Genomic DNA, 20,594 nt, shown 5'->3' with positions numbered 1-20,594 from the left:
TGCCACGGCTTACGAGGCCGTTACGCCATGACAGACACCGAAGTAAATGCGCCAAAGATCGAATTCCCCTGCGCGGATTATCCGATCAAGGTGATCGGCGACACCGGCGTGGGTTTCAAGGACAAGATCATCGCGATCCTCGAGAAACACGCGACCGTTGACCACAAGACCCTGGCCGAGCGCCAGAGTACCAACGGCAAGTACACGACTATCCAGCTGCACATCATCGCCACCGGTCAAGAACAGCTGTACGACATCAACAGCGAGTTGCGGGCTACCGGTTTCGTGCACATGGTGCTGTGATGTCTGGCACGCTGGGCTTTCGCGACCTCGGCCAGATGGCGTACGAGCCGGTCTGGCATGCCATGCAGCGCTTCACCAACGAGCGTGGTAGCGATGCCGCTGACGAGATCTGGCTGGTGGAACACCCACCGGTGTTCACCCAGGGCCAGGCCGGCAAGGCCGAGCACTTGTTGCTGCCAGGGGATATTCCGGTGGTGCAGGTCGATCGTGGTGGCCAGGTGACTTATCACGGTCCCGGTCAGTTGGTGGCCTACCTGTTGCTCGATGTACGCAAGCTCGGTTTCGGCGTGCGTGACCTGGTCACCCGCATGGAACACTGCCTGATCGAGCTGCTGGCCAGTTACGGCGTCACTGCCGCGGCGAAGCCGGATGCGCCGGGCGTCTACGTCGACGGCGCGAAAATCGCTTCCCTGGGTCTGCGGATCCGCCACGGTTGTTCCTTTCATGGCCTGGCCCTGAACGTGGACATGGACCTGGAACCGTTTCGACGGATTAATCCCTGCGGCTACGCCGGGCTGGCGATGACCCAGCTGAGCGATCACGCAGGATCGATTGAATTTGCCGAGGTAAGTGCCCGGCTGCGCGCGCAGCTCGTCAAACACCTCGACTATGCTGAGCAGACGACCCTAACGGGCGGAATCGACTGATATGACTACTGATGCAGTGCAAACCATGATCCCGACGCTGGATGTCACCGAGCGTCCGGCCCCGCGTGCCAAGGTAGAAGCCGGCGTCAAGCTGCGCGGCGCCGAGAAGGTTGCACGCATCCCGGTGAAGATCATCCCGACCACCGAACTGCCGAAGAAACCCGACTGGATCCGCGTGCGCATCCCGGTTTCCCCGGAAGTCGACCGCATCAAGGCCCTGCTGCGCAAACACAAGCTGCACAGCGTGTGCGAAGAAGCGTCCTGCCCGAACCTGGGCGAGTGCTTCTCCGGCGGCACCGCGACGTTCATGATCATGGGCGATATCTGCACCCGTCGCTGTCCGTTCTGCGACGTGGGCCACGGCCGTCCGAAACCACTGGACGTCAATGAGCCGGAAAGCCTGGCCATCGCCATTGCCGACCTGAAACTGAAATACGTGGTGATCACCTCGGTTGACCGCGACGACTTGCGTGACGGCGGTGCCCAGCACTTTGCCGACTGCATCCGCGAGATCCGCAAGCTGTCGCCGAATGTGCAGCTCGAAACCCTGGTTCCGGACTACCGTGGCCGCATGGACGTCGCGCTGGAAATCACCGCCGCCGAGCCACCGGATGTGTTCAACCACAACCTGGAAACCGTGCCGCGCCTGTACAAGGCTGCGCGTCCGGGTTCGGACTACCAGTGGTCGCTGACCCTGCTGCAACGCTTCAAGCAGATGATGCCGCACATTCCGACCAAGTCCGGCCTGATGCTGGGTCTGGGCGAGACAGACGAAGAAGTCATCGAAGTCATGAAGCGCATGCGTGAACACGACATCGACATGCTGACCCTGGGCCAGTACCTGCAACCGTCCCGCAGCCACTTGCCGGTGCAGCGTTTCGTGCACCCGGACACCTTCGCCTGGTTCGCCGAGGAAGGTTACAAAATGGGCTTCAAGAACGTCGCTTCCGGCCCGCTGGTACGTTCCTCGTACCACGCCGACGAGCAGGCGAAGCTGGTTAAAGCCGAGCTGATGTCGTCCTGATCACGCGGTGAGAAATACAAAATGCCCGCATGGCTTTCCTGCCTTGCGGGCATTTTTTCGCCTTGCCTACGGCGATCACCGTTTTTTCCTGCAACCTGCGGGGCGACTGACCCTCTTCTGTTTGTCCCCGTTCCTGACTACTGTGTGCTGAAGATTTCGCGCAGGGAGATTCATGGATGACCGTTCGACCGACCCACACACTGTTTCCACATACGCCGGTGCCGGCGTTGCCCCGGGAAGGGCTGATCGGCGTAATCGCGCCTGCCGGCCCTGCAGCCCTGGACACCGACAAAGCCGTGGCCTGGATGCGGGCCCGCGGTTACGCGCTGCGAATTTTTCCCGGTGTCTACGAGCAGGACGGGTACCTGGCCGGCAGCGACGATGTGCGCCTCAATGACTTGCACGCGGCGTTCGCCGACTGTGAGGTCGATGCAATCATTTGTCTGCGCGGCGGTTACGGCACACCGCGTTTGCTCGACCGCATCGATTTCGAGTTGCTGCAAAACAACGCCAAGCCGTTCATCGGCTACAGCGATATCACGGCGCTGCACCTGGCGATCAGCCGTTATGCGGGGTTCGTGACCTTTCATGGTCCGTTGCTCAATGCCGATCTGTTGGGAGGCAAGCAACAGCCTACCGAGGCTTCGTTTTTCAACATGCTCAGAGGGCAGGTGAAGGCGGGCAGCGTGCTGGCGCACCCGGTAGCCTATCCGTTGACGACCATCGAGCCAGGTATCGCTCACGGGCGCTTGTTGGGAGGCAATCTGGCGATGATTGCCGCGACCATGGGCACGCCTTATGAAATCGATGCCGAGGGCGTCATTCTGTTTATCGAGGACATCAACGAGCCGTTGTATCGGATTGACCGGCTGCTGACTCATCTGCGTCTGGCCGGCACGCTGGGCAAGCTGCGCGGGGTTCTGGTAGGGGATGTGGCGGGGGTCGATACGGTCGCGCTGGAGCGTTTGCTCAAGCAGACCTTTGAGCCGTTGCGGATACCGGTGCTGTCGGGGTGGCGCAGCGGGCATTGCGATCCGAACCTGACGTTGCCGCTGGGGGCGTTGGTGAGGCTGGATGCGGGGAGCAAGGAATTGGTGCTGGAGCAGGATGTGGTGGTCAGGTAAGTAGCGGGGCTACAAAAAAGATCGCAGCCTTCGGCAGCTCCTACAGGTGAACGCAAAACCCTGTAGGAGCAGCCGAAGGCTGCGATCTTTTGTTTTTAGCGGTTACGCAGGCCTTCGAGCAACTTGTGCGTCGGATACCCATCCGCCGGCCAGCCAAACGACTGCTGCGCACTGCGAATCGCCTTGCGGGTGTTGGCACCAATGATGCCGTCGGCGGTGCCTGCATCGTATTTCTGGGCGCTCAGCAGGTTTTGCAGCTCGATCCGCTCGGTACGGCTCAGCGGCAAATCATCCTTGGGCCAGGTGCCGTTGATCAGACCCGCGCCGTTGAAACGTTCGGACAACAAACTGACCGCCAGCGCATAGGACGAAGAGTTGTTGTACTTGAGGATCGCACGGAAGTTGTCGAGCACCAGGAATGCCGGGCCGCGGTAACCCGCCGGCAGCAACAGCGCTGCGGACAGGTATTCGGAGCCCGCTGGAACCTGTCCGCCGTTAGGCAGCGTCACGCCCAGTTGCCGCCATTCGGCGACAGTCTTGCGGATCGTGCCATCAGCCAGCACGTAGTTGAAGCTCCCCGGTAGCTGAACTTCAAAGCCCCACGGCTGACCTTTTTGCCAGCCAGAGCTTTGCAGGTAGTGGGCGGTCGAGGCCAGGGCGTCGGCGGAGCTGCCCCAGATGTCGCGGCGACCGTCGCCATCGAAGTCCACGGCATGGGTGTTGTAGGTGGTCGGGATGAACTGGGTCTGGCCCATGGCGCCGGCCCAGGAACCGAGCATCTGCTCCGGCTCGATATCACCCTGTTGCAGGATCTGCAGGGCCGCGATCAATTGCGCATGGGCGAAACCAGGGCGCCGGCCTTCGTAGGCCAGGGTCGCCAGGGAGTTGATCACCGACTTGCTGCCCTGAAACTGGCCGAAGTTACTTTCCATGCCCCACACCGCGACCAGCGCCTGACGATCGACGCCGTAGCGTTGTTCGATGCTTTGCAGGATGTCGGCGTATTGGTTGACCAGTGCCTGGCCTTTGCGCACACGCAGCGGCGACAGGGCGCCGTCGAGGTATTCCCACACCGGGCGGGAAAACTCCGGCTGGCTGCGGTCGGCACGGATTACGCTGGTGTCCAGGCTGACATTGGCGAAGGCGCGATCAAACAGGTCGGCGCGGATGCCGGCGGCCAGGGCATCCTTGCGAAAACCCGCCTGCCATTCGGCGAAGGTCTGGGTCGGCAGGATGTCGAGATTTTCTCCGGTCGGCACCACGGGCGGGATCACCGCAGGGGCTGTCGCGACGGGAAGGGTCTGAAGCGGTTGGGCGTCGGCGGCGGTCGGTTTTTCCGCGCAGGCGACAAGCAGAACGAGGCTGGAGGCAGCTATCAATTGGCGCAGGTGCCAACGACGGGAAATACAAAAGGGCATGCACGGGTCCAGGGAATACGAATCAGGTGCAGACCTTAACATGTTGAGCGCTGGCTTGCCTTTCAGGCCGCCAGAAAGTAAGAAGCCTCCCAGTTGTCAGACTGGAAGGCTTCGCGGCGGTAGCTGCCTTTGCCCTTGCCGGCTCGTTCCTGACGGCTGCGGAACAGTGGCTGGGCGATGATGGATTTGGCCTTGTTGGGGCCATTTTTAGATGGCTTTTTGCTCATGATGATCTCTCGCAAGTGAGTGGGGGTTGCGGGGGAAATCATCTGCCGAAGTTGGGGTTCTGTCTACAGTGCAAATGGATGTGTTTTGTGTAGGAAGCAGGATCTTTTGATCTTACTCCGCTGGCAACGACAATCTTTGCCCGGCCATCAACAGCGACAACCGACTCAGACTCATCCACGGCGAACCCGCAGCCTGGCCTTTGATCTGTGCGTCAATCCGCTGTGCTTCCAGCAACAGCTGCGCCCAGCGTTGTGCCGAGTAGCGTTGCAGGGCTTTGCTCATCAGCGGTTTGCGTTTGTCCCAGACCGGCGGTCGGGCAGAGCTGAAGGCTTTGTCCAGCGGCACGCCCTGACTGTATTGCTGCGACAGGTTGGCGAGCAGGCGCAGTTCACGGGCCAGGGCCCAGAGAATCACCGGCGGCTCGACGCCTTCACCGCGCAAGCCTTCGAGCATACGCAGGGCATGCGCTGCTTCACCGTTGAGAATCGCATCGGTCAAGCCGAAGACATCGAAGCGTGCACTGTCGGCCACCGCCGCTTGTACGGTCTCGACGGTGATCTGGCCGCCTTCGGCCATCAGCTTGAGCTTTTCGATTTCCTGGGCGGCGGCCAGCAGATTGCCTTCGACGCGCGCGGCGATCAGCTCGACGGCGTCCTGGCTGGCGGAGAGCCCGGCCTGGGACAAGCGCTGGCGGATCCAGCTCGGCAACTGGTTGGCATCCACCGGCCAGATTTGCACGAACTGAGAGTGCTGGCCTTCGACCAACGCCTTGCCCCACTTGGTTTTCTGCGCACTGCCATCGAGTTTCGGCAGGCTGATCAGCAACACGGTGTCTTCAGCTGGTCGCGAGCAGTATTCGATGAACGCGGCCGCCCCTTTGTCACCGGGTTTGCCGGACGGCAGACGCAGCTCCAGCAGGCGTTTTTCAGCGAACAACGACATGCTTGCGCCGGCCTGCAGCAACGTGCCCCAATCGAAACTGGCGTCGGCGGCAAACACCTGGCGTTCGTCGAAACCCTGTTGGCGAGCGGCGGCACGAATGGCGTCAGCGGCTTCCTGGCACAGCAACGGGTCGTCGCCACTGATGACGTAGACCGGCGCGAGAGCACCTTGCAAGTGTTTGGCGAGTTGGGCGGGGGCGAGTTTCATAAGAGAGGGCGAACGGGGCGCCTGAGCGCCCCGTAAGTCTTACTGCTGCGGGATTTCGATAGGCGACTGACGCGGCGTTTCCGCTTCAGCCTTCTGTGCGGCTTCCAGTGCCGCAGCTTCAGCCTTGGCCTTGGCCTCGGCGGTCTGTTGCAACTGATCCAGCTGGGCCGGCGACAGTTGCTGCAAGCGCAACATCATGCGTTGTACCAGTTCGCGACGGATCTCCTTGCGAGCATCGGTGGCTTCCTGATCGGAACCCACCAGGTTGTTGCCGTCGTGGATAAAGACTTTCTGCACTTCGAGCTTGTCGCTCAGCAGCGCAAGATTGTGCTCACCACGGATGTCGTAGTTGAGTACTGTAGTGACCTGGTACTCGCCAGTACGGCCGGCGCCCGCATAACTGAGGATGCGCTGGCTTTCCTGCTCATCGGCCAGCACCAGTTTGTAAGGTGCGCCCGTGTGGATATTGACGCCGCTGCTCTCCAGCAACTGACGCATCATGGTCACGGTTTCTCCATAGGAGTTGCGTGCACTCAGGTCGAGTTCCTTGAAGGCGAGTTCATAGGTACCGGTGCCGCGCAGCTGGAAACCGCAGGCGCTCAACAGGACCGCAAGGCCCATCACCAGCAAATTGCGTTTGATCATCTTGTTGCTCCCCTTGAAACCATGTGGGCCGACCGTGCGGCCCGAAAGGTTTTACTCGGCGCCAGGCTCCCTGGCGCCTGATCCAATTAGCTGGCGACGATATTGACCAGTTTCCCGGGCACTACGATCACTTTACGAATAGTCAGGCCATCGACGAAGCGCAGCACGTTCTCGTTGACACGGGCAGCGGCTTCGACTTCTTCGCGAGTCGCGGTGGCCGGCATCTCGATCTGGCCGCGCAGCTTGCCGTTGACCTGGATGACCAGTGTCAGGCTGTCCTGAACCAGTGCGGTTTCGTCCACCACCGGCCAACCGGCGTCGATCACCGGGTCTGCGTGACCCAGTTGATTCCACAGCTCGTGGCTGATGTGCGGGGTGATCGGAGCCAGCAGCAACGTCACGGCTTCCAGACCTTCATGAACCAGCGCGCGATCCTGTTCAGTGCCTTGCGCGGCTTTTTCCAGTACGTTCATCAGCGTCATCACCTGGGCGATGGCCGTGTTGAATTTGTGGTTCTGGCCGACGTCGTGGCTGGCCTGCTTGATGGCCAGGTGGATCGAACGGCGAACGGCTTTCTGCTCGTCGTTCAGGCTGGCGACGTCCAGGTTGCCCGGCAGGCCCTGAGTGACGTGGGCTTGAGCCAGGCGCCAGACGCGCTTGAGGAAACGGTGCGAACCTTCTACTCCGGAGTCGGACCATTCCGCGCTCATGTCGGGTGGCGAGGCGAACATCATGAACAGGCGGCAGGTATCTGCACCGAACTGGTCAATCATCGACTGAGGGTCGACGCCGTTGTTCTTTGACTTGGCCATCTTCTCGGTGCCGCCGATTTCTACCGGCAGGCCATCTGCGATCAGTTTGGCGCTGATGACCTTGGCCTTGCTGTCGCGTTCGAGTTCGACGTCCGCCGGATTGAACCAGGTGTAGGCACCGTTGGCTTCGCGACGATAGTAAGTCTCGGCGATCACCATGCCCTGGGTCAGCAGGTTCTTGAACGGCTCGTTGGAGCTCACCAGGCCTTCGTCGCGCATCAGCTTGTGGAAGAAGCGCGCGTACAGCAGGTGAAGGATCGCGTGTTCGATACCGCCGATGTATTGATCCACCGGCAACCAGTGATCGGCCGCCGATTTTTCCACCAGACCGCCTTCATAGTGTGGCGAGGCGTAACGGGCGTAGTACCACGAGGACTCGACGAAGGTGTCCATGGTGTCGGTTTCACGCTTGGCCGGTGCACCGCATTTCGGGCAACTGCACTCGTAGAACTCAGGCATGCGCGCCAATGGCGAACCAGCGCCGTCCGGTACCACGTCTTCGGGCAACACGACCGGCAGTTGATCTTCCGGGACCGGCACATCACCGCAGGTGGTGCAGTGGATGATCGGGATCGGGCAACCCCAGTAGCGCTGGCGGCTGATGCCCCAGTCGCGCAGGCGGAACTGGGTGCGCGAGGCGCCGAGGTTCTTCTTGAGCAGCGCGACTTCAATGGCGTCGAACGCGCCTGGGAAGTCGAGGCCGTCGAATTCGCCGGAGTTGATCAGCGTGCCGTGCTCGCCGTACGCATCCTGCCAAGGAGCCGGGTTGGTGTCACCGGAACTGGTGCGCACCACGGATTTGATCGGCAGGTTGTACTTGGTGGCGAACTCGAAATCACGTTCATCGTGAGCCGGAACAGCCATCACCGCGCCATCGCCGTAGTGCATCAGCACATAGTTGGCGACCCATACCGGGAGTTTCTCGCCGGTCAGCGGGTGCTCGACGAACAGCGAGGTCGGCAGGCCCTTTTTCTCTTGAGTGGCGACGTCGGCTTCGGCGACGCTGCCGCCCTTGCATTCAGCGATGAACGCCTGCAGCTCAGGGTTGTTCTGTGCGGCCAGGGTGGCCAGGGGGTGTTCGGCGGCCACGGCAACGTAGGTCGCGCCCATCAGGGTGTCCGGACGGGTGGTGAAGACTTTCAGTGCGCCGGTTTCGCCGATGGAGTCGACGTTGTACGGGAACTGCACTTCCATGCCGCGGGATTTGCCGATCCAGTTGCGCTGCATGGTCTTGACCTGCTCAGGCCAGCCGGTCAGTTCGTCGAGGCTCTCCAGCAGCTCATCCGCGTAGGCGGTGATCTTGAAGTAGTACATCGGGATTTCGCGCTTTTCGATCAGCGCGCCGGAACGCCAGCCGCGACCGTCGATCACCTGTTCGTTGGCCAGGACGGTCTGGTCGACCGGGTCCCAGTTCACGGTGCCGCTTTTCTTGTAGATCACGCCTTTTTCGAACAGGCGGGTGAACAGCCATTGTTCCCAGCGGTAGTAATCCGGTTTGCAGGTGGTCACTTCACGGGACCAGTCCACCGCCAGGCCCAGGCTGCGCAGCTGGGTTTTCATGTAGGCGATGTTTTCGTAGGTCCACTTGGCGGGCGCTACGTTGTTCTTCATCGCGGCGTTTTCCGCCGGCATGCCGAAGGCGTCCCAACCCATGGGTTGCAGGACGTTCTTGCCTTGCATGCGCTGGTAGCGGGAGATCACGTCGCCGATGGTGTAGTTGCGCACGTGCCCCATGTGTAGCTTGCCGCTGGGGTAAGGGAACATCGACAGGCAGTAGAACGTCTCCTTGCCTGGCTGTTCACTGACTTCAAAGGACTTTTGCTCGTCCCAGAATGACTGGGCGGCGGCTTCGATTTCACGGGGCTGATATTGTTCGTGCATGGCTACTTTTGAACTGAATAGGGGTGGCCTAATCCTCTTCAATGCAACGCTGGACGGTGATCACGCCAAATCGGCGTTGCGGTGCCCAAGCGAGCTGGAAGTGGAGTTACAGGAAGCGCCGTAGCATACATGACCGCACTCTACCGAGGGAAACCCTGATTACTGCCGCGCGTCCTGCAAAAAGGGCCGCGAGGGCCGTTGGTCGCGGCATCCAGCCGGTTTGTTCAGCGAAGCTAAGCTCTAAATGGGGAGTGAGTCTTATCTTCAATGAGGTGAGGGATGGTTGAGTCACAGCAAAAAGTTACAAAGCCGGAGCTGTACGAAAGACTGATCGATCGTCTGGGAATGGCCCTGGACGCGGCAAAAACCGCTGGCCGATTGCGCGATGAATGCCCCCTTGAGCTGGAGTTGCGTGGCCTGAGCCCCGCAGAATTTGCACTGGTCAAGGCGTATCTGGACCGCTGTGAACGTGAAACACACGGATGCTTGTCAGAAGCAGTGAAGCAACTAGACGCACCACGTTCGGCCAAGATCATCTGGCTCAAGGACAAGGCACCGGGCAGGGACGCGGTAAAGGTCCGGTCTCTGCAATTCAAGTAAGGGCACTTGAAGCCATGACACATGGTTTTTTGAAGCATAGTCCTTCCGCATTTGTTGTCGCATTGCGTCAATCCACTTAGGCTTCGAGCATCTTCTGGAGATGCTCGATGCCTTTTCGTTATTTCGTAAAACAACTTCTGCTGCCGCCCGGCATTTTATTGCTGTTGCTGGCGCTTGCCTGGTGGTTTCGCCGCTCGAGGCCGCGGCTGGCCGGACTGTGCTTTGCGCTGGGCTTCGGTGGCTTCTGGCTGATGAGTTTGCCGGTGGTAGTGCAATGGAGCGCCAAGGCGCTGGAGCGGGAGCCGGCGCTGGATCGCACCGAATGGGCGACCCTGAGTCAGCGCGCTGATGCGGTCGTGGTGCTGGGTTCCGGGCGTGAGCGGGGCGATCTGGCTTGGGGCGACGACCAGCCGACCGGCGTGGGCCTTGGGCGCCAGCGTTATGCCGCGCGACTGGCCAAGGCGTCCGGCCTGCCGATCCTCACCAGCGGCGGTCTGCATTTCGGTACGCCGCCCACCGAAGCCAAATTGATGGCGGATTCGATGCTCGAAGACTCTGGCATCACCGTGCGTTGGCAGGAAGGGCGCAGCCGTACAACCTGGGAAAATGCGCAGTTCAGTGCCGAAGTGTTGCTGCCACAGGGGATCAAGCGTGTTGTGGTCGTGACGCAGGCCTGGCACATGCCGCGGGCGGTCTGGAGTTTCCAGAAAGCAGGATTTGAGGTGGTGCCCGCACCAGTGGGGTTCCTAGGCGTGGACAATGCCCGGCCATTGGGTGGCTGGATGCCTGAGTTCAAGTCGATCTGGCAGAGCGGGCAGCTGATGAATGAGGCGGTGGGCCAGATCGGGTATTCATTGTTTTACCGCTGAAAATCTTTTGCAGGCGCTGCGATTAAACGGTTTTGGCCATCCGGTTCGCGATCAACGCCCAGCCAAACAACAACACGCACACGATGATCAACGGCCACGAACGCCATTGCAGGTAAGGCGTCAGGTTATGCATTGGCACCACTTCGCCGTACAGGATGCCGCGTTCGAACTGCGGGATCTGCGTGGTGATCTGACCGAACGGGTTGATGAGCCCGGTCACGCCGTTGTTGGTGGCACGGATCATCCAGCGGCCGGCCTCCAGCGCGCGCATCTGCGCCATCTGCAAATGTTGCAACGGGCCGATGGAAGTGCCGAACCAGGTGTCGTTGCTGATGGTCAGCAACAGATCGCTGCGAGCCGCGAGGCTGGCGGCAAACTCCGGGTAAACCACTTCGTAGCAGATGTACGGCGCAATCTGATAGCCCTTGGCTTGCAGCATCGCCTGATCGGCGGGGCCGCGGGCAAAGTCCGACATTGGCAGGTCGAAGAAGGCGATCAGGCCGCGCAGTATGTCCTGCAATGGCACGTATTCGCCGAACGGCACCAGCTTCTGCTTGAGGTAAGTGCCGTCGCCTTCGCCGACGACGGTGATGCCGTTGAAAAAACGCTTCTCGTGGCGGACTTCCTGGCGGATGGGTACGCCGGTGATCAGTGCGGTTTTACGCTCTGCGGCGAAATTGCCCATCATGCTCAGGTAGCCCTCGGCGGACTCCTTGAGCACCGGGACCGCCGTTTCCGGCCAGATCAGCAGGTCGACCCGTTTCGAGCTGAAGCTCATGTCGCGGTACAGCGCCAGCTGCGCGTTGAGCTGCGCCGGGTCCCACTTCATGCTTTGTTCGATATTGCCTTGAATCGCCGCGACGCTCAGCGCCGGGCCAGACGGGCTGGTCCAGGCATGGCCTTTAAGCGCGATGCCGGCGACCCAAGGGCCGACCAACAGCAGCGCACCCGCCACGATAAATGCTTTGCGACCGGTCTTGATCAGGCGCGAAGCGTTGTAGATCAGTGCGGCGGTCAAGGCCAGGGTGAAGGACACCAGCCACATCCCGCCTACGGGGGCGAGCCCGGCCAACGGGCCGTCGAGCTGACTGTAACCGGAATAAAGCCACGGGAAGCCGGTGAGGAACCAGCCGCGAAACGCTTCCTGGCCGACCCACAACGCCGCAAACGCCATGGCATCGGCCAGCGGCGCCTCGTTGCGACGCAACCAGCGCGCCCAGATCCAGGCCGGCAGTGCGAAGAACCAGGCAATCGCCGCGGTGAACAGCAGCATCAGGAACCCGGCGAGCAGCACTGAAGCGCCGCCAAAGTTGTGAATGCTGTAGTAGATCCAGCTGGTGCCGGCGCCAAACAGGCCGAAACCGAAGCACCAGCCACGGCCCAGGGCCTGGCGGGGGCTCAGTTCACGTAAGCCGGCGTAGAAAAAGCCGACCGCCAGCAACGCCAGCGGCCAAATGTCGAACGGCGCCAGGGCCAGGGTGGTGAGTGCACCGGCCGCCACGGCCAGCAGGTTACCGGGCCAGCCGGGGCGGGTCATACGATGCATTTCAATCCTTAGAATTACCGGGCAATAGGCGTCAGGCGCAGCAAGTGAATCCGACGGCTGTCGGCGTTCAGGATGCGGAAGCGATAGGGGCCGATTTCAGTGATTTCATTGCGTTTTGGCAAGTGCCCGAACGCGCTCATCACCAGGCCACCGACGGTGTCGAACTCGTCGTTGGAGAATTCGCTGTCGAAGAACTCGTTGAAGTTTTCGATCGGCGTCAGGGCCTTGACCAGGAAATCACCGCTGGGAAGAGGCTTGATGTAGCTGTCTTCTTCGACGTCGTGCTCGTCTTCGATGTCGCCGACGATCTGTTCCAGTACATCTTCGATGGTCACCAGACCCGCCACACCGCCGTACTCATCGATAACGATGGCCATGTGGTTGTGGTTGGCGCGGAACTCGCGCAGCAGCACATTCAGGCGCTTGGACTCGGGCACGAAGGTGGCCGGACGCAGCAGGTCCTTGATGTTGAAGCTGTCGCCGTTCTCCTTGAGGATCAACGGCAGCAAGTCCTTGGCCAGCAGCACGCCCATCACGTCATCGTGGCTTTCGCCGATGACCGGGTAACGGGAGTGGGCCGAGTCGACCACGGCCGGCAAAAACTCGCGGGGTGTCTGGGTCGCCTTGATGCTGATCATCTGCGAGCGCGGGACCATGATGTCCCGTACTTGCAAGTCCGCAACCTGGATGGCGCCTTCGACGATGGCCAGCGCTTCGCTGTCCAGCAACTTGTTTTGGTGCGCATCGCGCAGAAGCTCCAGCAGCTCCTGGCGGTTCTTCGGCTCGTGGGCAAAAGCCTGGGTGAGTTTACCCAGCCATGACTTCTGCCCGTTGCTCGATCGATCTTCGCTCATAGCGATTACTCTGAATCCTTTGTTGTCACGATAGTGGATGTTTCAATTTCGTCGTCCGCGTACGGATCGGGATAGCCCAGTTCGGCAAGCAACGTTCGTTCCAGCGCTTCCATTTCTTCGGCTTCATCGTCATCTATATGGTCGTAACCCAGCAGATGCAAGCAGCCGTGAATGACCAGATGTGCCCAGTGGGCCGTTGGCTCCTTGCCTTGTTCCGCGGCTTCGCGCTCGACCACCGCCACGCAGATCACCAGATCGCCCAGCAGCGGGATATCGAGAAACTCATCAGGCACGTCCGCCGGAAACGACAGCACGTTGGTGGCGTAATCTTTCTGCCGCCAGGTGTGGTTCAGTTCGCGACCTTCGGCTTCGTCGACCAGGCGAATGGTCATTTCGGAGTCGGCGGTACGCTGGCGCAGGGCCAGTTCGCACCATTGGCGGAACTCGGCTTCGCTGGGGGCGGGCGCTTCAGTCGCGAGTTGCAGATCAAGCTCAAGCATCGCGGCGACTGTCCTTTGGCGTTTCGTCGGCCACGCGATTCTCGAAGCGCTCATAGGCTTCGACGATCCGCTGCACCAGTGGATGGCGCACAACGTCCTTGGGCATGAAATGGGTGAAGCTGATGCCCGGCACGTCTTTCAGCACTTCGATCACATGGTGCAGCCCGGACTTGGTGCCTTTGGGCAGGTCGACCTGGGTGATGTCACCGGTGATGACCGCCGTGGAGCCGAAGCCGATCCGGGTCAGGAACATTTTCATCTGCTCGACGGTGGTGTTCTGGCTTTCGTCGAGGATGATGAAACTGTTGTTCAGCGTGCGACCGCGCATGTAGGCCAGCGGCGCAACTTCGATCACCTGGCGCTCAATCAGCTTGGCGACGTATTCGAAGCCGAGCATTTCGTAGAGTGCGTCGTAGAGCGGGCGCAGGTACGGGTCGATCTTTTGCGACAGGTCGCCCGGCAGGAATCCGAGTTTTTCGCCCGCTTCAACCGCCGGTCGGACCAGCAGGATGCGTCGGATCTGCTCGCGTTCCAGCGCGTCTACCGCGCAGGCGACGGCCAGGTAGGTCTTGCCGGTACCGGCCGGACCGATGCCGAAGTTGATGTCGTTACCGAGGATTTCCTTCACGTAGCGCAACTGATTCAAGCCACGAGGGCGAATCATGCCTTTCTTGGTGCGCAGGGCCACGGAGGGTTCCGACGGGGAAACGTTGTCCAGCGCTTCGACGGCCGATTCCTGCAGGAACAGGTGAACCACGTCCGGCGACAGCTCGGTACCTTTGGTTTCCCGGTACAGACGGCGCAGGAGGTTTTCCGCGGAGGTGGTGTGTTTGGGGTCGCCGATCAGCTCGAACTGGTTTCCGCGGTTGCGGATCTCGATGGTCAGGCGTTGCTCGATCAAGCGCAGGTGCTCGTCGAACATCCCGCACAGATTGGCGAAGCGGCGAGCCTCAAAGGGCTCGAGGATGAAACGATGTGGTTCTATGGGTGCGTTCAAGGTCGTATTTAGCCGCCCTGGGGCAATTAAGATGAAATCAAGGATAACGCCAGTGAGGCGGGTGCGAAAGCTCTTAAATGGATGCTGAAATTTGACGCCTGAACTGTGGCGAGGGGATTTATCCCCGTTGGGCTGTGCAGCAGTCCTGTTTTTGGGGCTGCTGCGCAACCCAATGGGGATAAATCCCCTCGCCACAAAGGTTCTCTGTGACGGGGGTTACTGGATCAGCGAACCCCGCAGCGAGTGCGGTTGCGCCGCATCGATGTGCACATCGGCGAATTGGCCGATCAGGGTTGGATTGTCGCAGCGGAAGTTGACGATCCGGTTATTCTCGGTCCGGCCTTGCAGCTCGCCGGGGTCTTTTTTCGAATAATCGGTGACCAGAATCCGCTGGATCGAACCGACCATTTGTCGGCTGATCTCGAAACCCTGCTGGTTCAGGCGATGTTGCAGGGCGTTCAGTCGTTCTTTTTTCAGCTCTTCCGGCGTTTCGTCGGCCAGATCGGCCGCCGGCGTGCCCGGGCGCTGGCTGTAGACAAACGAATAGGAGAAGTCGAAACCGACGTCTTCGATCAGCTTCATGGTTTGTTCGAAGTCTTTTTCGGTCTCGCCGGGGAAGCCGACGATAAAGTCCGAGCTGATGCAGATCCCTGGCACGGCCGCGCGCAACTTGCGCAGTTTGGATTTGTATTCCAGCGCGGTGTGGTTGCGCTTCATCGCCGAAAGAATGCGGTCCGAACCGGATTGCACCGGCAGGTGCAGGTGCTTCACCAGCTCCGGCACTTCGGCGTGAGCCTGGATCAGGCTGTCGGAGAACTCGAGCGGATGGGACGTGGTGTAGCGAATCCGATCGATGCCATCGACAGCCGCGACGACACGAATCAGTTCGGCCAGATCCGCGAGGCGACCGTCGTGGGTGGTGCCGCGATAGCCGTTGACGTTCTGGCCCAACAACGTCACTTCCCGCACGCCGTTTTCAGCGAGGTGGATGATTTCGGCAATCACGTCATCGAACGGTCGGCTGACTTCTTCGCCGCGAGTGTAGGGCACTACGCAGAACGTGCAGTATTTGCTGCAGCCTTCCATGACCGAGACGTAAGCGCTCGGGCCATCGATGCGCGGCTCCGGCAAATGGTCGAATTTTTCGATTTCCGGGAACGAGACGTCCACTTGCGGCAATTTGGTGGCGCGGGCGGCGTCGATCATTTCCGGCAGGCGGTGCAGTGTTTGCGGGCCGAAGACCACGTCGACATAAGGAGCGCGATCGCGGATGGCGGCGCCTTCCTGACTGGCGACACAACCGCCGACGGCAATCACCATCTCCGGGTTCGCCAGTTTCAGTTCACGCCAGCGGCCAAGCTGGGAATACACCCGGTCCTGGGCGCGTTCGCGGATCGAACAGGTGTTGAGCAGGATCACGTCGGCGTCTTCAGCGCGAGCGGTGACTTCCAGGGCCTGGTGTTCGCCCAGCAGATCGACCATGCGCGAGCTGTCGTACTCGTTCATCTGGCAACCGTGGGTTTCGATGTAAAGCTTCTTGGCCATGGATACAGTCATCACGTGATTCAAAGAACCGCGCATTATAGGGAACATGCTCGAAGGTTCCTACCGCTGTGCGTCCGGTGGCTATGCTATAGTTCGCGCCCTCATTTTTATCCCCCGATGTGTTGCTCGCCCACCATGACCAAACGTGAAGCTCCAATCTACAAGGTGATTTTCCTCAACCAGGGCCAGGTGTACGAAATGTACGCCAAGCAGATCTATCAAAGTGATCTGTGGGGCTTCCTGGAAGTGGAAGAGTTCGTCTTTGGCGAGCGCACGCAAGTGGTCGTCGACCCGAGCGAAGAGAAGCTCAAGGCTCAGTTCGAAGGTGTCGTGCGCAGTTTCGTGCCGATGCATTCGATCGTGCGCATCGATGAAGTCGAGCGTCTTGGCACGCCGAAAATCAGCGAAGCCCGCGGCGCGGTCGGCAATGTCATGCCGTTTCCGATGCCGATGCCGGAGAAGTAAGCAGGAAAGCTTTTGAAATGAACTGGGTTGTTTGTGGCGAGGGAGCTTGCTCCCGCTGGGGCGCGAAGCGGCCCTAAACTCTGCAAACACCGTTTTTCTGATTCACCGCATTGTTTGACGTTACGACTGCTGCGCAGCCGAGCGGGAGCAAGCTCCCTCGCCACAAGGGCCTGCGTCAATCAGGGCAGTGGCGAAAACGGTGTACGCCCATCGGCGCTTTGCAATTCCATCAGGTACTTGCGGAAGATCTGCCCAAGCACCTGAGTTGCTACCTCAAGTTCTTCACGCGGCATCTTCTCGGCGACTTCGTCCGCAGTATCCAGCGCTTCTTCCGCCCCATTGACCGCGGCCATTTTCAGCACGATATACGCCTGGACGTTATTGGCCGGTACGCCTTCGCCGTGGAAGAACATGGTGCCGAGTTTGAATTGCGCCTGGGCATGGCCTTGCAGCGAGGCCTTTTCGAAGTAATCCAGGGCTTTCTTGAGGTCGCGCGGGGTGTTTTTGCCGTCGTAGTAGAACTCACCCAACTCGTATTGCGCTTGCGCATCCCCGTCATCCGACGCTTTCTGGCAGGCGGCGAGCGCCTGTTCCAGGTCTTGCGGCTGGGTATTGAGGGTGCAGCGACCCATCGCTGGGATTAACAACGAGTTGCCGCCTGCTTGTGCGAGCGCGAGCAGGGGCTGAAGGAGCAACAGGCAGCCCAATGCAAGGGCGCGGCCGGTGCGGTTCATGGGAATCGACTTACCTCTGAGGGGCGCGCGGACCCATCGAGGGATCCAATAAGCGCGCATTATGAAATAAGCAGGGCCAACCTTACAAAGTCTTTACTCGTTTTTCTGCTGCGCGGGGAATATATCGCCCGGTTTACGGGGGATTATCGGCAGATGAGTAAGAAAAGACGCTGGAATGTAGGCAAAAGCTGACGCTGGCAATCGCCAACGTCAGCGGCTCAGCATTATTTCAGTGCGGCAAATGCGCGCTCGGCGGCATCCAGTGTCAGTTTCAACTCGGTTTCGCCGTGGGCAATCGAGGTGAAGCCGGCTTCGAATGCACTCGGCGCCAGGTACACGCCGCCTTCGAGCATCAGGTGGAAGAAACGGCCGAACAGCTTCGCGTCGCTGGCCATCACATCATCAAACGTGACGATGTCGTCGGCGCCGCTGAAGTACAGGCCGAACATGCCACCGGCCTGCGTGGTCACGAACGGAATGCCGGCAGCATCGGCGCGCTGTTGCAGGCCATCGAGCAGGCGGCTGGTGTAGTCGCTCAGTTCGGCGTGGAAGCCGGGGCGGCTGATCAGGCGCAAAGTCGTCAGACCGGCCGCCATCGCCAGCGGGTTACCCGACAAGGTGCCCGCCTGATAAACCGGACCCAGTGGCGCGATGTGCGACATGATTTCGCGTTTGCCGCCGAAGCAGCCAACCGGCATGCCGCCACCGATGATCTTGCCGAACGTGGTCAGGTCTGGCGTGACGCCGTAATGCGCTTGAGCACCGCCGAGAGCGACGCGGAAACCGGTCATCACTTCGTCGAAAATCAGCACCACGCCGTGCTTGTCGCACAGGGTCCGCAGGCCTTCGAGGAAGCCCGGCGCCGGCGGTACGCAGTTCATGTTGCCGGCCACCGGCTCGACGATGATGCAGGCCACGTCCTGGCCGACTTCGGCGAGCATGGTTGCCACGGCGTCGATGTCGTTGAACGGCAGGGTCAGGGTGTGCTTGGCAAAGGAGGCCGGTACGCCGGCCGAGCTCGGCACGCCTTGGGTCAAGGCGCCGGAACCGGCCTTGACCAGCAGGCTGTCAGAGTGACCGTGGTAGCAGCCTTCGAACTTTATGATGCTGTCGCGGCCGGTAAAACCGCGGGCCAGGCGAATCGCGCTCATGGTCGCTTCGGTGCCGGAGCTGACCATGCGCACCATTTCCATCGACGGCACGATCGAGCAGACCAGGTCGGCCATTTCGGTTTCCATCTCGGTCGGGGCCCCGTACGACAAGCCGTGCTCCAGCTGTTTGCGTACCGCGTCCAGCACGTCCGGATGGCTGTGGCCGAGGATCATCGGGCCCCAGGAGCCGACGTAATCCACATAGCGCTTGTTGTCTTCGTCGGTGACGTAGGCGCCTTCCGCGTGTTTGAAGAACAACGGCGTGCCACCCACGCTCTTGAATGCGCGAACAGGCGAGTTCACGCCACCGGGAATGTGTTTCTGGGCATTGGCAAACAGGGTTTCGGAACGAGACATGATGGGACTCTCAAATCAGACTTTTAAGGCTACTTGGAAAGCAGGGCATTAAAGGCGCGGGCGCGACGGGTGACTTCCGCCGTGCTTTCGGCACCAAACAGGCCGTGGACCACCGCCAGCAGATCGACCCCGTGGGCCACCAGTGGCGCAGCGTTGTCCAGGGTGATGCCGCCGATTGCGCAGATAGGCAGGTGCAGTTTGCTGCGGGCCTGATCGAGCAACTCAAGGCTGCAGGTCGGTGCGCCGGGTTTGGTATTGGAGTTGAAGAAACGGCCGAAGGCGACGTAGCTGGCGCCTTCCTTGGCGGCTTGTTCGGCGAGTTCGAGTTGCGCGTGGCAGGTTGAACCGATGATCGCCTGGCGACCCAGCAGCGCACGGGCCGGGGTCAGCGGGCCATCGGTCTGGCCCAGGTGCACGCCGACGTTCAGGCGCGCAGCCAGCTCGGCGTCGTCATTGATGATCAACTGAGTCTTGTAGCGTTCGCACAGATCGCGCAGGGTTTCGGCCTCTCGCAAGCGGCGGGCCTCGTCGCTGCTCTTGTCGCGGTATTGCAGCAGGGTGACGCCGCCTTCCAGCGCGGCTTCCACGTACGACAGGAATTTACCGGCCAGCAACTGGCTATCGGTAATGGCGTAAAGGCCACGTAGTTTCATCGGACATGCCTCATGGCGTTACGAACAGAAATCCAGTGGCAGGCGGCGCGGCACGAACTGACCTTTGCCCAGCTGCTCTGCATCGCGCAGGGTGCGCCACGTGTAGTTAAGCGCGGTCTGCACGGCGCTGACGAGGTTTTCACCCTGGGCCAGACGACCGGCGAGGGCGCTGGCCAGTGTGCAACCGGAACCGTGGTAACTGCCGGGCAAGCGCTGGCAGGTGAAAGTTTCGCGACCACCGTCGCGGCTGTACAGGCGATTGTGGATTTCATCTTCATCGCCATGGCCGCCGGTGATCAGCAGGTGTTTGACGTAGGGCAGGAGTTTTTCAGCGCACTCGTCCGCGGTGCCTTCGGGCAGTTCGGCGAGGATGCGGGCTTCGGGAAGGTTAGGGGTGGCGATGATGGCCAAAGGCAGCAGGCGTTCGCGCATGGCGTAGCCGACTTCATCCTTGCCCAGTCGTCCGCCACCGCCGGCGCGCAGCACCGGGTCGCAGACCATCGGCAAGTGCGGGTGTGCCTGCAGCAGTTCGACGACGGTGTCGACCATTTCCAGGGAGCCGAGCATGCCCAGTTTGACGGCAGCGACTTCGGAATCGTTGAGCACGGCGTTGGCCTGAGCCAGCACCCACTCTCGGTCGAGGACGCGGAAGTCAGTGACATTGACCGTGTCTTGCACGGTCAGGGCGGTGACGGCCGGGGCCGCATGACAACCCTGGGCAAGCAGGGCTTCGATATCTGCCTGCAAGCCGGCGCCACCACTTGGGTCGTGGCCGGAGAGACAGAGGACAACGGGGCGAGAGCTGTAGATATTCATGGTGCGCGAGCTTACCACCAAACATCGATTTTCGGGTGCAGTGCCCGCCAGTCCTGCCGATAGAGAGTCATGGGCTGGCAATGCCACTTGCCGGGATTGTCAGAATCTGACCGAGCAAACAGCTCTGGTTCAATGTGCTCCGCTGGAACGCCCGTACTAGAGCCTTTGCAGGAAATATTTCAATGGTGTTCAATGGCCATCAACGGCTATGCTAGAGTGGATCCAAACCAATAACAGGTAATACCGGTTTTACGTCTACTCAAAGGGAATGAGGGG

General features: G+C 60.6%; 21 protein-coding genes. 7 read left to right on the top strand and 14 right to left on the bottom strand.

The annotated features are described in order from the left end of the window. Nucleotides 1–27 precede the first annotated feature (27 nt). From ACM1ZW_RS05265 to ACM1ZW_RS05250, 4 genes are all read left to right on the top strand, one after another. A complete protein-coding gene (locus tag ACM1ZW_RS05265) occupies nt 28–303 on the top strand; it encodes a DUF493 domain-containing protein (protein ID WP_017340995.1) in 276 nt (91 codons plus the stop codon). Next, the gene (lipB, locus tag ACM1ZW_RS05260; protein WP_017340994.1) at nt 303–950 is read left to right on the top strand and encodes a lipoyl(octanoyl) transferase LipB; all 648 of its coding nucleotides are present in this window, start codon (nt 303–305) and stop codon (nt 948–950) included. Before ACM1ZW_RS05265 ends, lipB begins: the two co-directional genes overlap by 1 nt. A 1-nt stretch (nt 951) precedes the next feature. Continuing rightward, nucleotides 952–1,974 carry a lipoyl synthase gene (gene lipA / locus ACM1ZW_RS05255; RefSeq protein WP_007946663.1) on the top strand — a complete coding sequence of 341 codons (1,023 nt, stop codon included), beginning with the start codon at nt 952–954 and terminating at the stop codon, nt 1,972–1,974. 176 nt (nt 1,975–2,150) lie between these two features. Next, a complete protein-coding gene (locus tag ACM1ZW_RS05250) occupies nt 2,151–3,098 on the top strand; it encodes a S66 peptidase family protein (RefSeq protein ID WP_416740279.1) in 948 nt (315 codons plus the stop codon). Nucleotides 3,099–3,193: 95 nt separating this feature from the next. Here the strand turns inward: ACM1ZW_RS05250 and ACM1ZW_RS05245 are convergent, their stop codons facing one another. The 5 genes from ACM1ZW_RS05245 to leuS form a co-directional block, all read right to left on the bottom strand. Continuing rightward, entirely contained in the window at nt 3,194–4,516 is a 1,323-nt protein-coding gene (locus ACM1ZW_RS05245; RefSeq protein WP_017340992.1) for a lytic murein transglycosylase, read from the bottom strand. Between the two features lie 62 nt (nt 4,517–4,578). Beyond that, nucleotides 4,579–4,743, bottom strand: a complete 165-nt coding sequence (gene arfA, locus ACM1ZW_RS05240) for an alternative ribosome rescue factor ArfA (protein ID WP_017340991.1) — start codon at nt 4,741–4,743, stop codon at nt 4,579–4,581. Between the two features lie 112 nt (nt 4,744–4,855). After that, nucleotides 4,856–5,893, bottom strand: a complete 1,038-nt coding sequence (gene holA, locus ACM1ZW_RS05235; RefSeq protein ID WP_416740278.1) for a DNA polymerase III subunit delta — start codon at nt 5,891–5,893, stop codon at nt 4,856–4,858. 39 nt (nt 5,894–5,932) lie between these two features. Beyond that, nucleotides 5,933–6,538, bottom strand: a complete 606-nt coding sequence (gene lptE / locus ACM1ZW_RS05230) for an LPS assembly lipoprotein LptE (RefSeq protein WP_017340989.1) — start codon at nt 6,536–6,538, stop codon at nt 5,933–5,935. Nucleotides 6,539–6,624: 86 nt separating this feature from the next. Next, entirely contained in the window at nt 6,625–9,231 is a 2,607-nt protein-coding gene (gene leuS, locus ACM1ZW_RS05225; protein ID WP_416740277.1) for a leucine--tRNA ligase, read from the bottom strand. A gap of 279 nt (nt 9,232–9,510) precedes the next feature. On the opposite strand from leuS, the gene ACM1ZW_RS05220 reads away from it, so the two are divergent. Beyond that, nucleotides 9,511–9,831: a hypothetical protein gene (locus ACM1ZW_RS05220; protein ID WP_017340987.1), complete on the top strand. Its 321-nt coding sequence runs from the start codon at nt 9,511–9,513 to the stop codon at nt 9,829–9,831. 107 nt (nt 9,832–9,938) lie between these two features. Further along, a complete protein-coding gene (locus tag ACM1ZW_RS05215) occupies nt 9,939–10,700 on the top strand; it encodes a YdcF family protein (RefSeq protein WP_416740276.1) in 762 nt (253 codons plus the stop codon). A 22-nt stretch (nt 10,701–10,722) separates the two neighbouring features. Here ACM1ZW_RS05215 and lnt read toward each other — a convergent pair whose 3' ends face one another. The 5 genes from lnt to miaB all read right to left on the bottom strand — a co-directional run bounded on the left by lnt (nt 10,723) and on the right by miaB (nt 16,142). Next, nucleotides 10,723–12,246, bottom strand: coding sequence for an apolipoprotein N-acyltransferase (gene lnt, locus ACM1ZW_RS05210; RefSeq protein ID WP_416740275.1), 1,524 nt, complete (start codon nt 12,244–12,246; stop codon nt 10,723–10,725). Nucleotides 12,247–12,260: 14 nt separating this feature from the next. After that, nucleotides 12,261–13,100, bottom strand: coding sequence for an HlyC/CorC family transporter (locus tag ACM1ZW_RS05205; protein WP_017340984.1), 840 nt, complete (start codon nt 13,098–13,100; stop codon nt 12,261–12,263). Nucleotides 13,101–13,105: 5 nt separating this feature from the next. Further along, nucleotides 13,106–13,600: an rRNA maturation RNase YbeY gene (gene ybeY / locus ACM1ZW_RS05200; protein WP_017340983.1), complete on the bottom strand. Its 495-nt coding sequence runs from the start codon at nt 13,598–13,600 to the stop codon at nt 13,106–13,108. After that, complete coding sequence (locus tag ACM1ZW_RS05195; RefSeq protein WP_031319147.1) at nt 13,593–14,597, bottom strand: PhoH family protein; 1,005 nt, start codon at nt 14,595–14,597, stop codon at nt 13,593–13,595. Before ACM1ZW_RS05195 ends, ybeY begins: the two co-directional genes overlap by 8 nt. Before the next feature lie 216 nt (nt 14,598–14,813). Then, nucleotides 14,814–16,142: a tRNA (N6-isopentenyl adenosine(37)-C2)-methylthiotransferase MiaB gene (gene miaB / locus ACM1ZW_RS05190; RefSeq protein WP_031319146.1), complete on the bottom strand. Its 1,329-nt coding sequence runs from the start codon at nt 16,140–16,142 to the stop codon at nt 14,814–14,816. Between the two features lie 135 nt (nt 16,143–16,277). On the opposite strand from miaB, the gene ACM1ZW_RS05185 reads away from it, so the two are divergent. Beyond that, on the top strand, nt 16,278–16,607 hold the full coding sequence (locus ACM1ZW_RS05185; RefSeq protein ID WP_007894425.1) for a DUF1820 family protein: 330 nt from the start codon (nt 16,278–16,280) through the stop codon (nt 16,605–16,607). A 179-nt stretch (nt 16,608–16,786) separates the two neighbouring features. Here ACM1ZW_RS05185 and ACM1ZW_RS05180 read toward each other — a convergent pair whose 3' ends face one another. The 4 genes from ACM1ZW_RS05180 to ACM1ZW_RS05165 form a co-directional block, all read right to left on the bottom strand. Next, on the bottom strand, nt 16,787–17,341 hold the full coding sequence (locus ACM1ZW_RS05180; RefSeq protein ID WP_017340980.1) for a tetratricopeptide repeat protein: 555 nt from the start codon (nt 17,339–17,341) through the stop codon (nt 16,787–16,789). Nucleotides 17,342–17,565: 224 nt separating this feature from the next. Then, nucleotides 17,566–18,849, bottom strand: a complete 1,284-nt coding sequence (gene hemL, locus ACM1ZW_RS05175) for a glutamate-1-semialdehyde 2,1-aminomutase (RefSeq protein ID WP_017340979.1) — start codon at nt 18,847–18,849, stop codon at nt 17,566–17,568. A gap of 29 nt (nt 18,850–18,878) precedes the next feature. After that, nucleotides 18,879–19,502, bottom strand: a complete 624-nt coding sequence (gene thiE, locus ACM1ZW_RS05170; protein WP_017340978.1) for a thiamine phosphate synthase — start codon at nt 19,500–19,502, stop codon at nt 18,879–18,881. A gap of 18 nt (nt 19,503–19,520) precedes the next feature. Beyond that, entirely contained in the window at nt 19,521–20,318 is a 798-nt protein-coding gene (locus tag ACM1ZW_RS05165) for a hydroxymethylpyrimidine/phosphomethylpyrimidine kinase (protein ID WP_017340977.1), read from the bottom strand. Between the last annotated feature and the right edge of the window lie 276 nt (nt 20,319–20,594).

Origin of the sequence: Pseudomonas sp. NFX71 (assembly GCF_048079215.1) — a bacterium.
Taxonomy (GTDB): domain Bacteria; phylum Pseudomonadota; class Gammaproteobacteria; order Pseudomonadales; family Pseudomonadaceae; genus Aquipseudomonas; species Aquipseudomonas fluorescens_B.
Note: the sequence above shows the minus strand (reverse complement) of the source record. Positions and strands in the feature narration are given on the sequence as shown.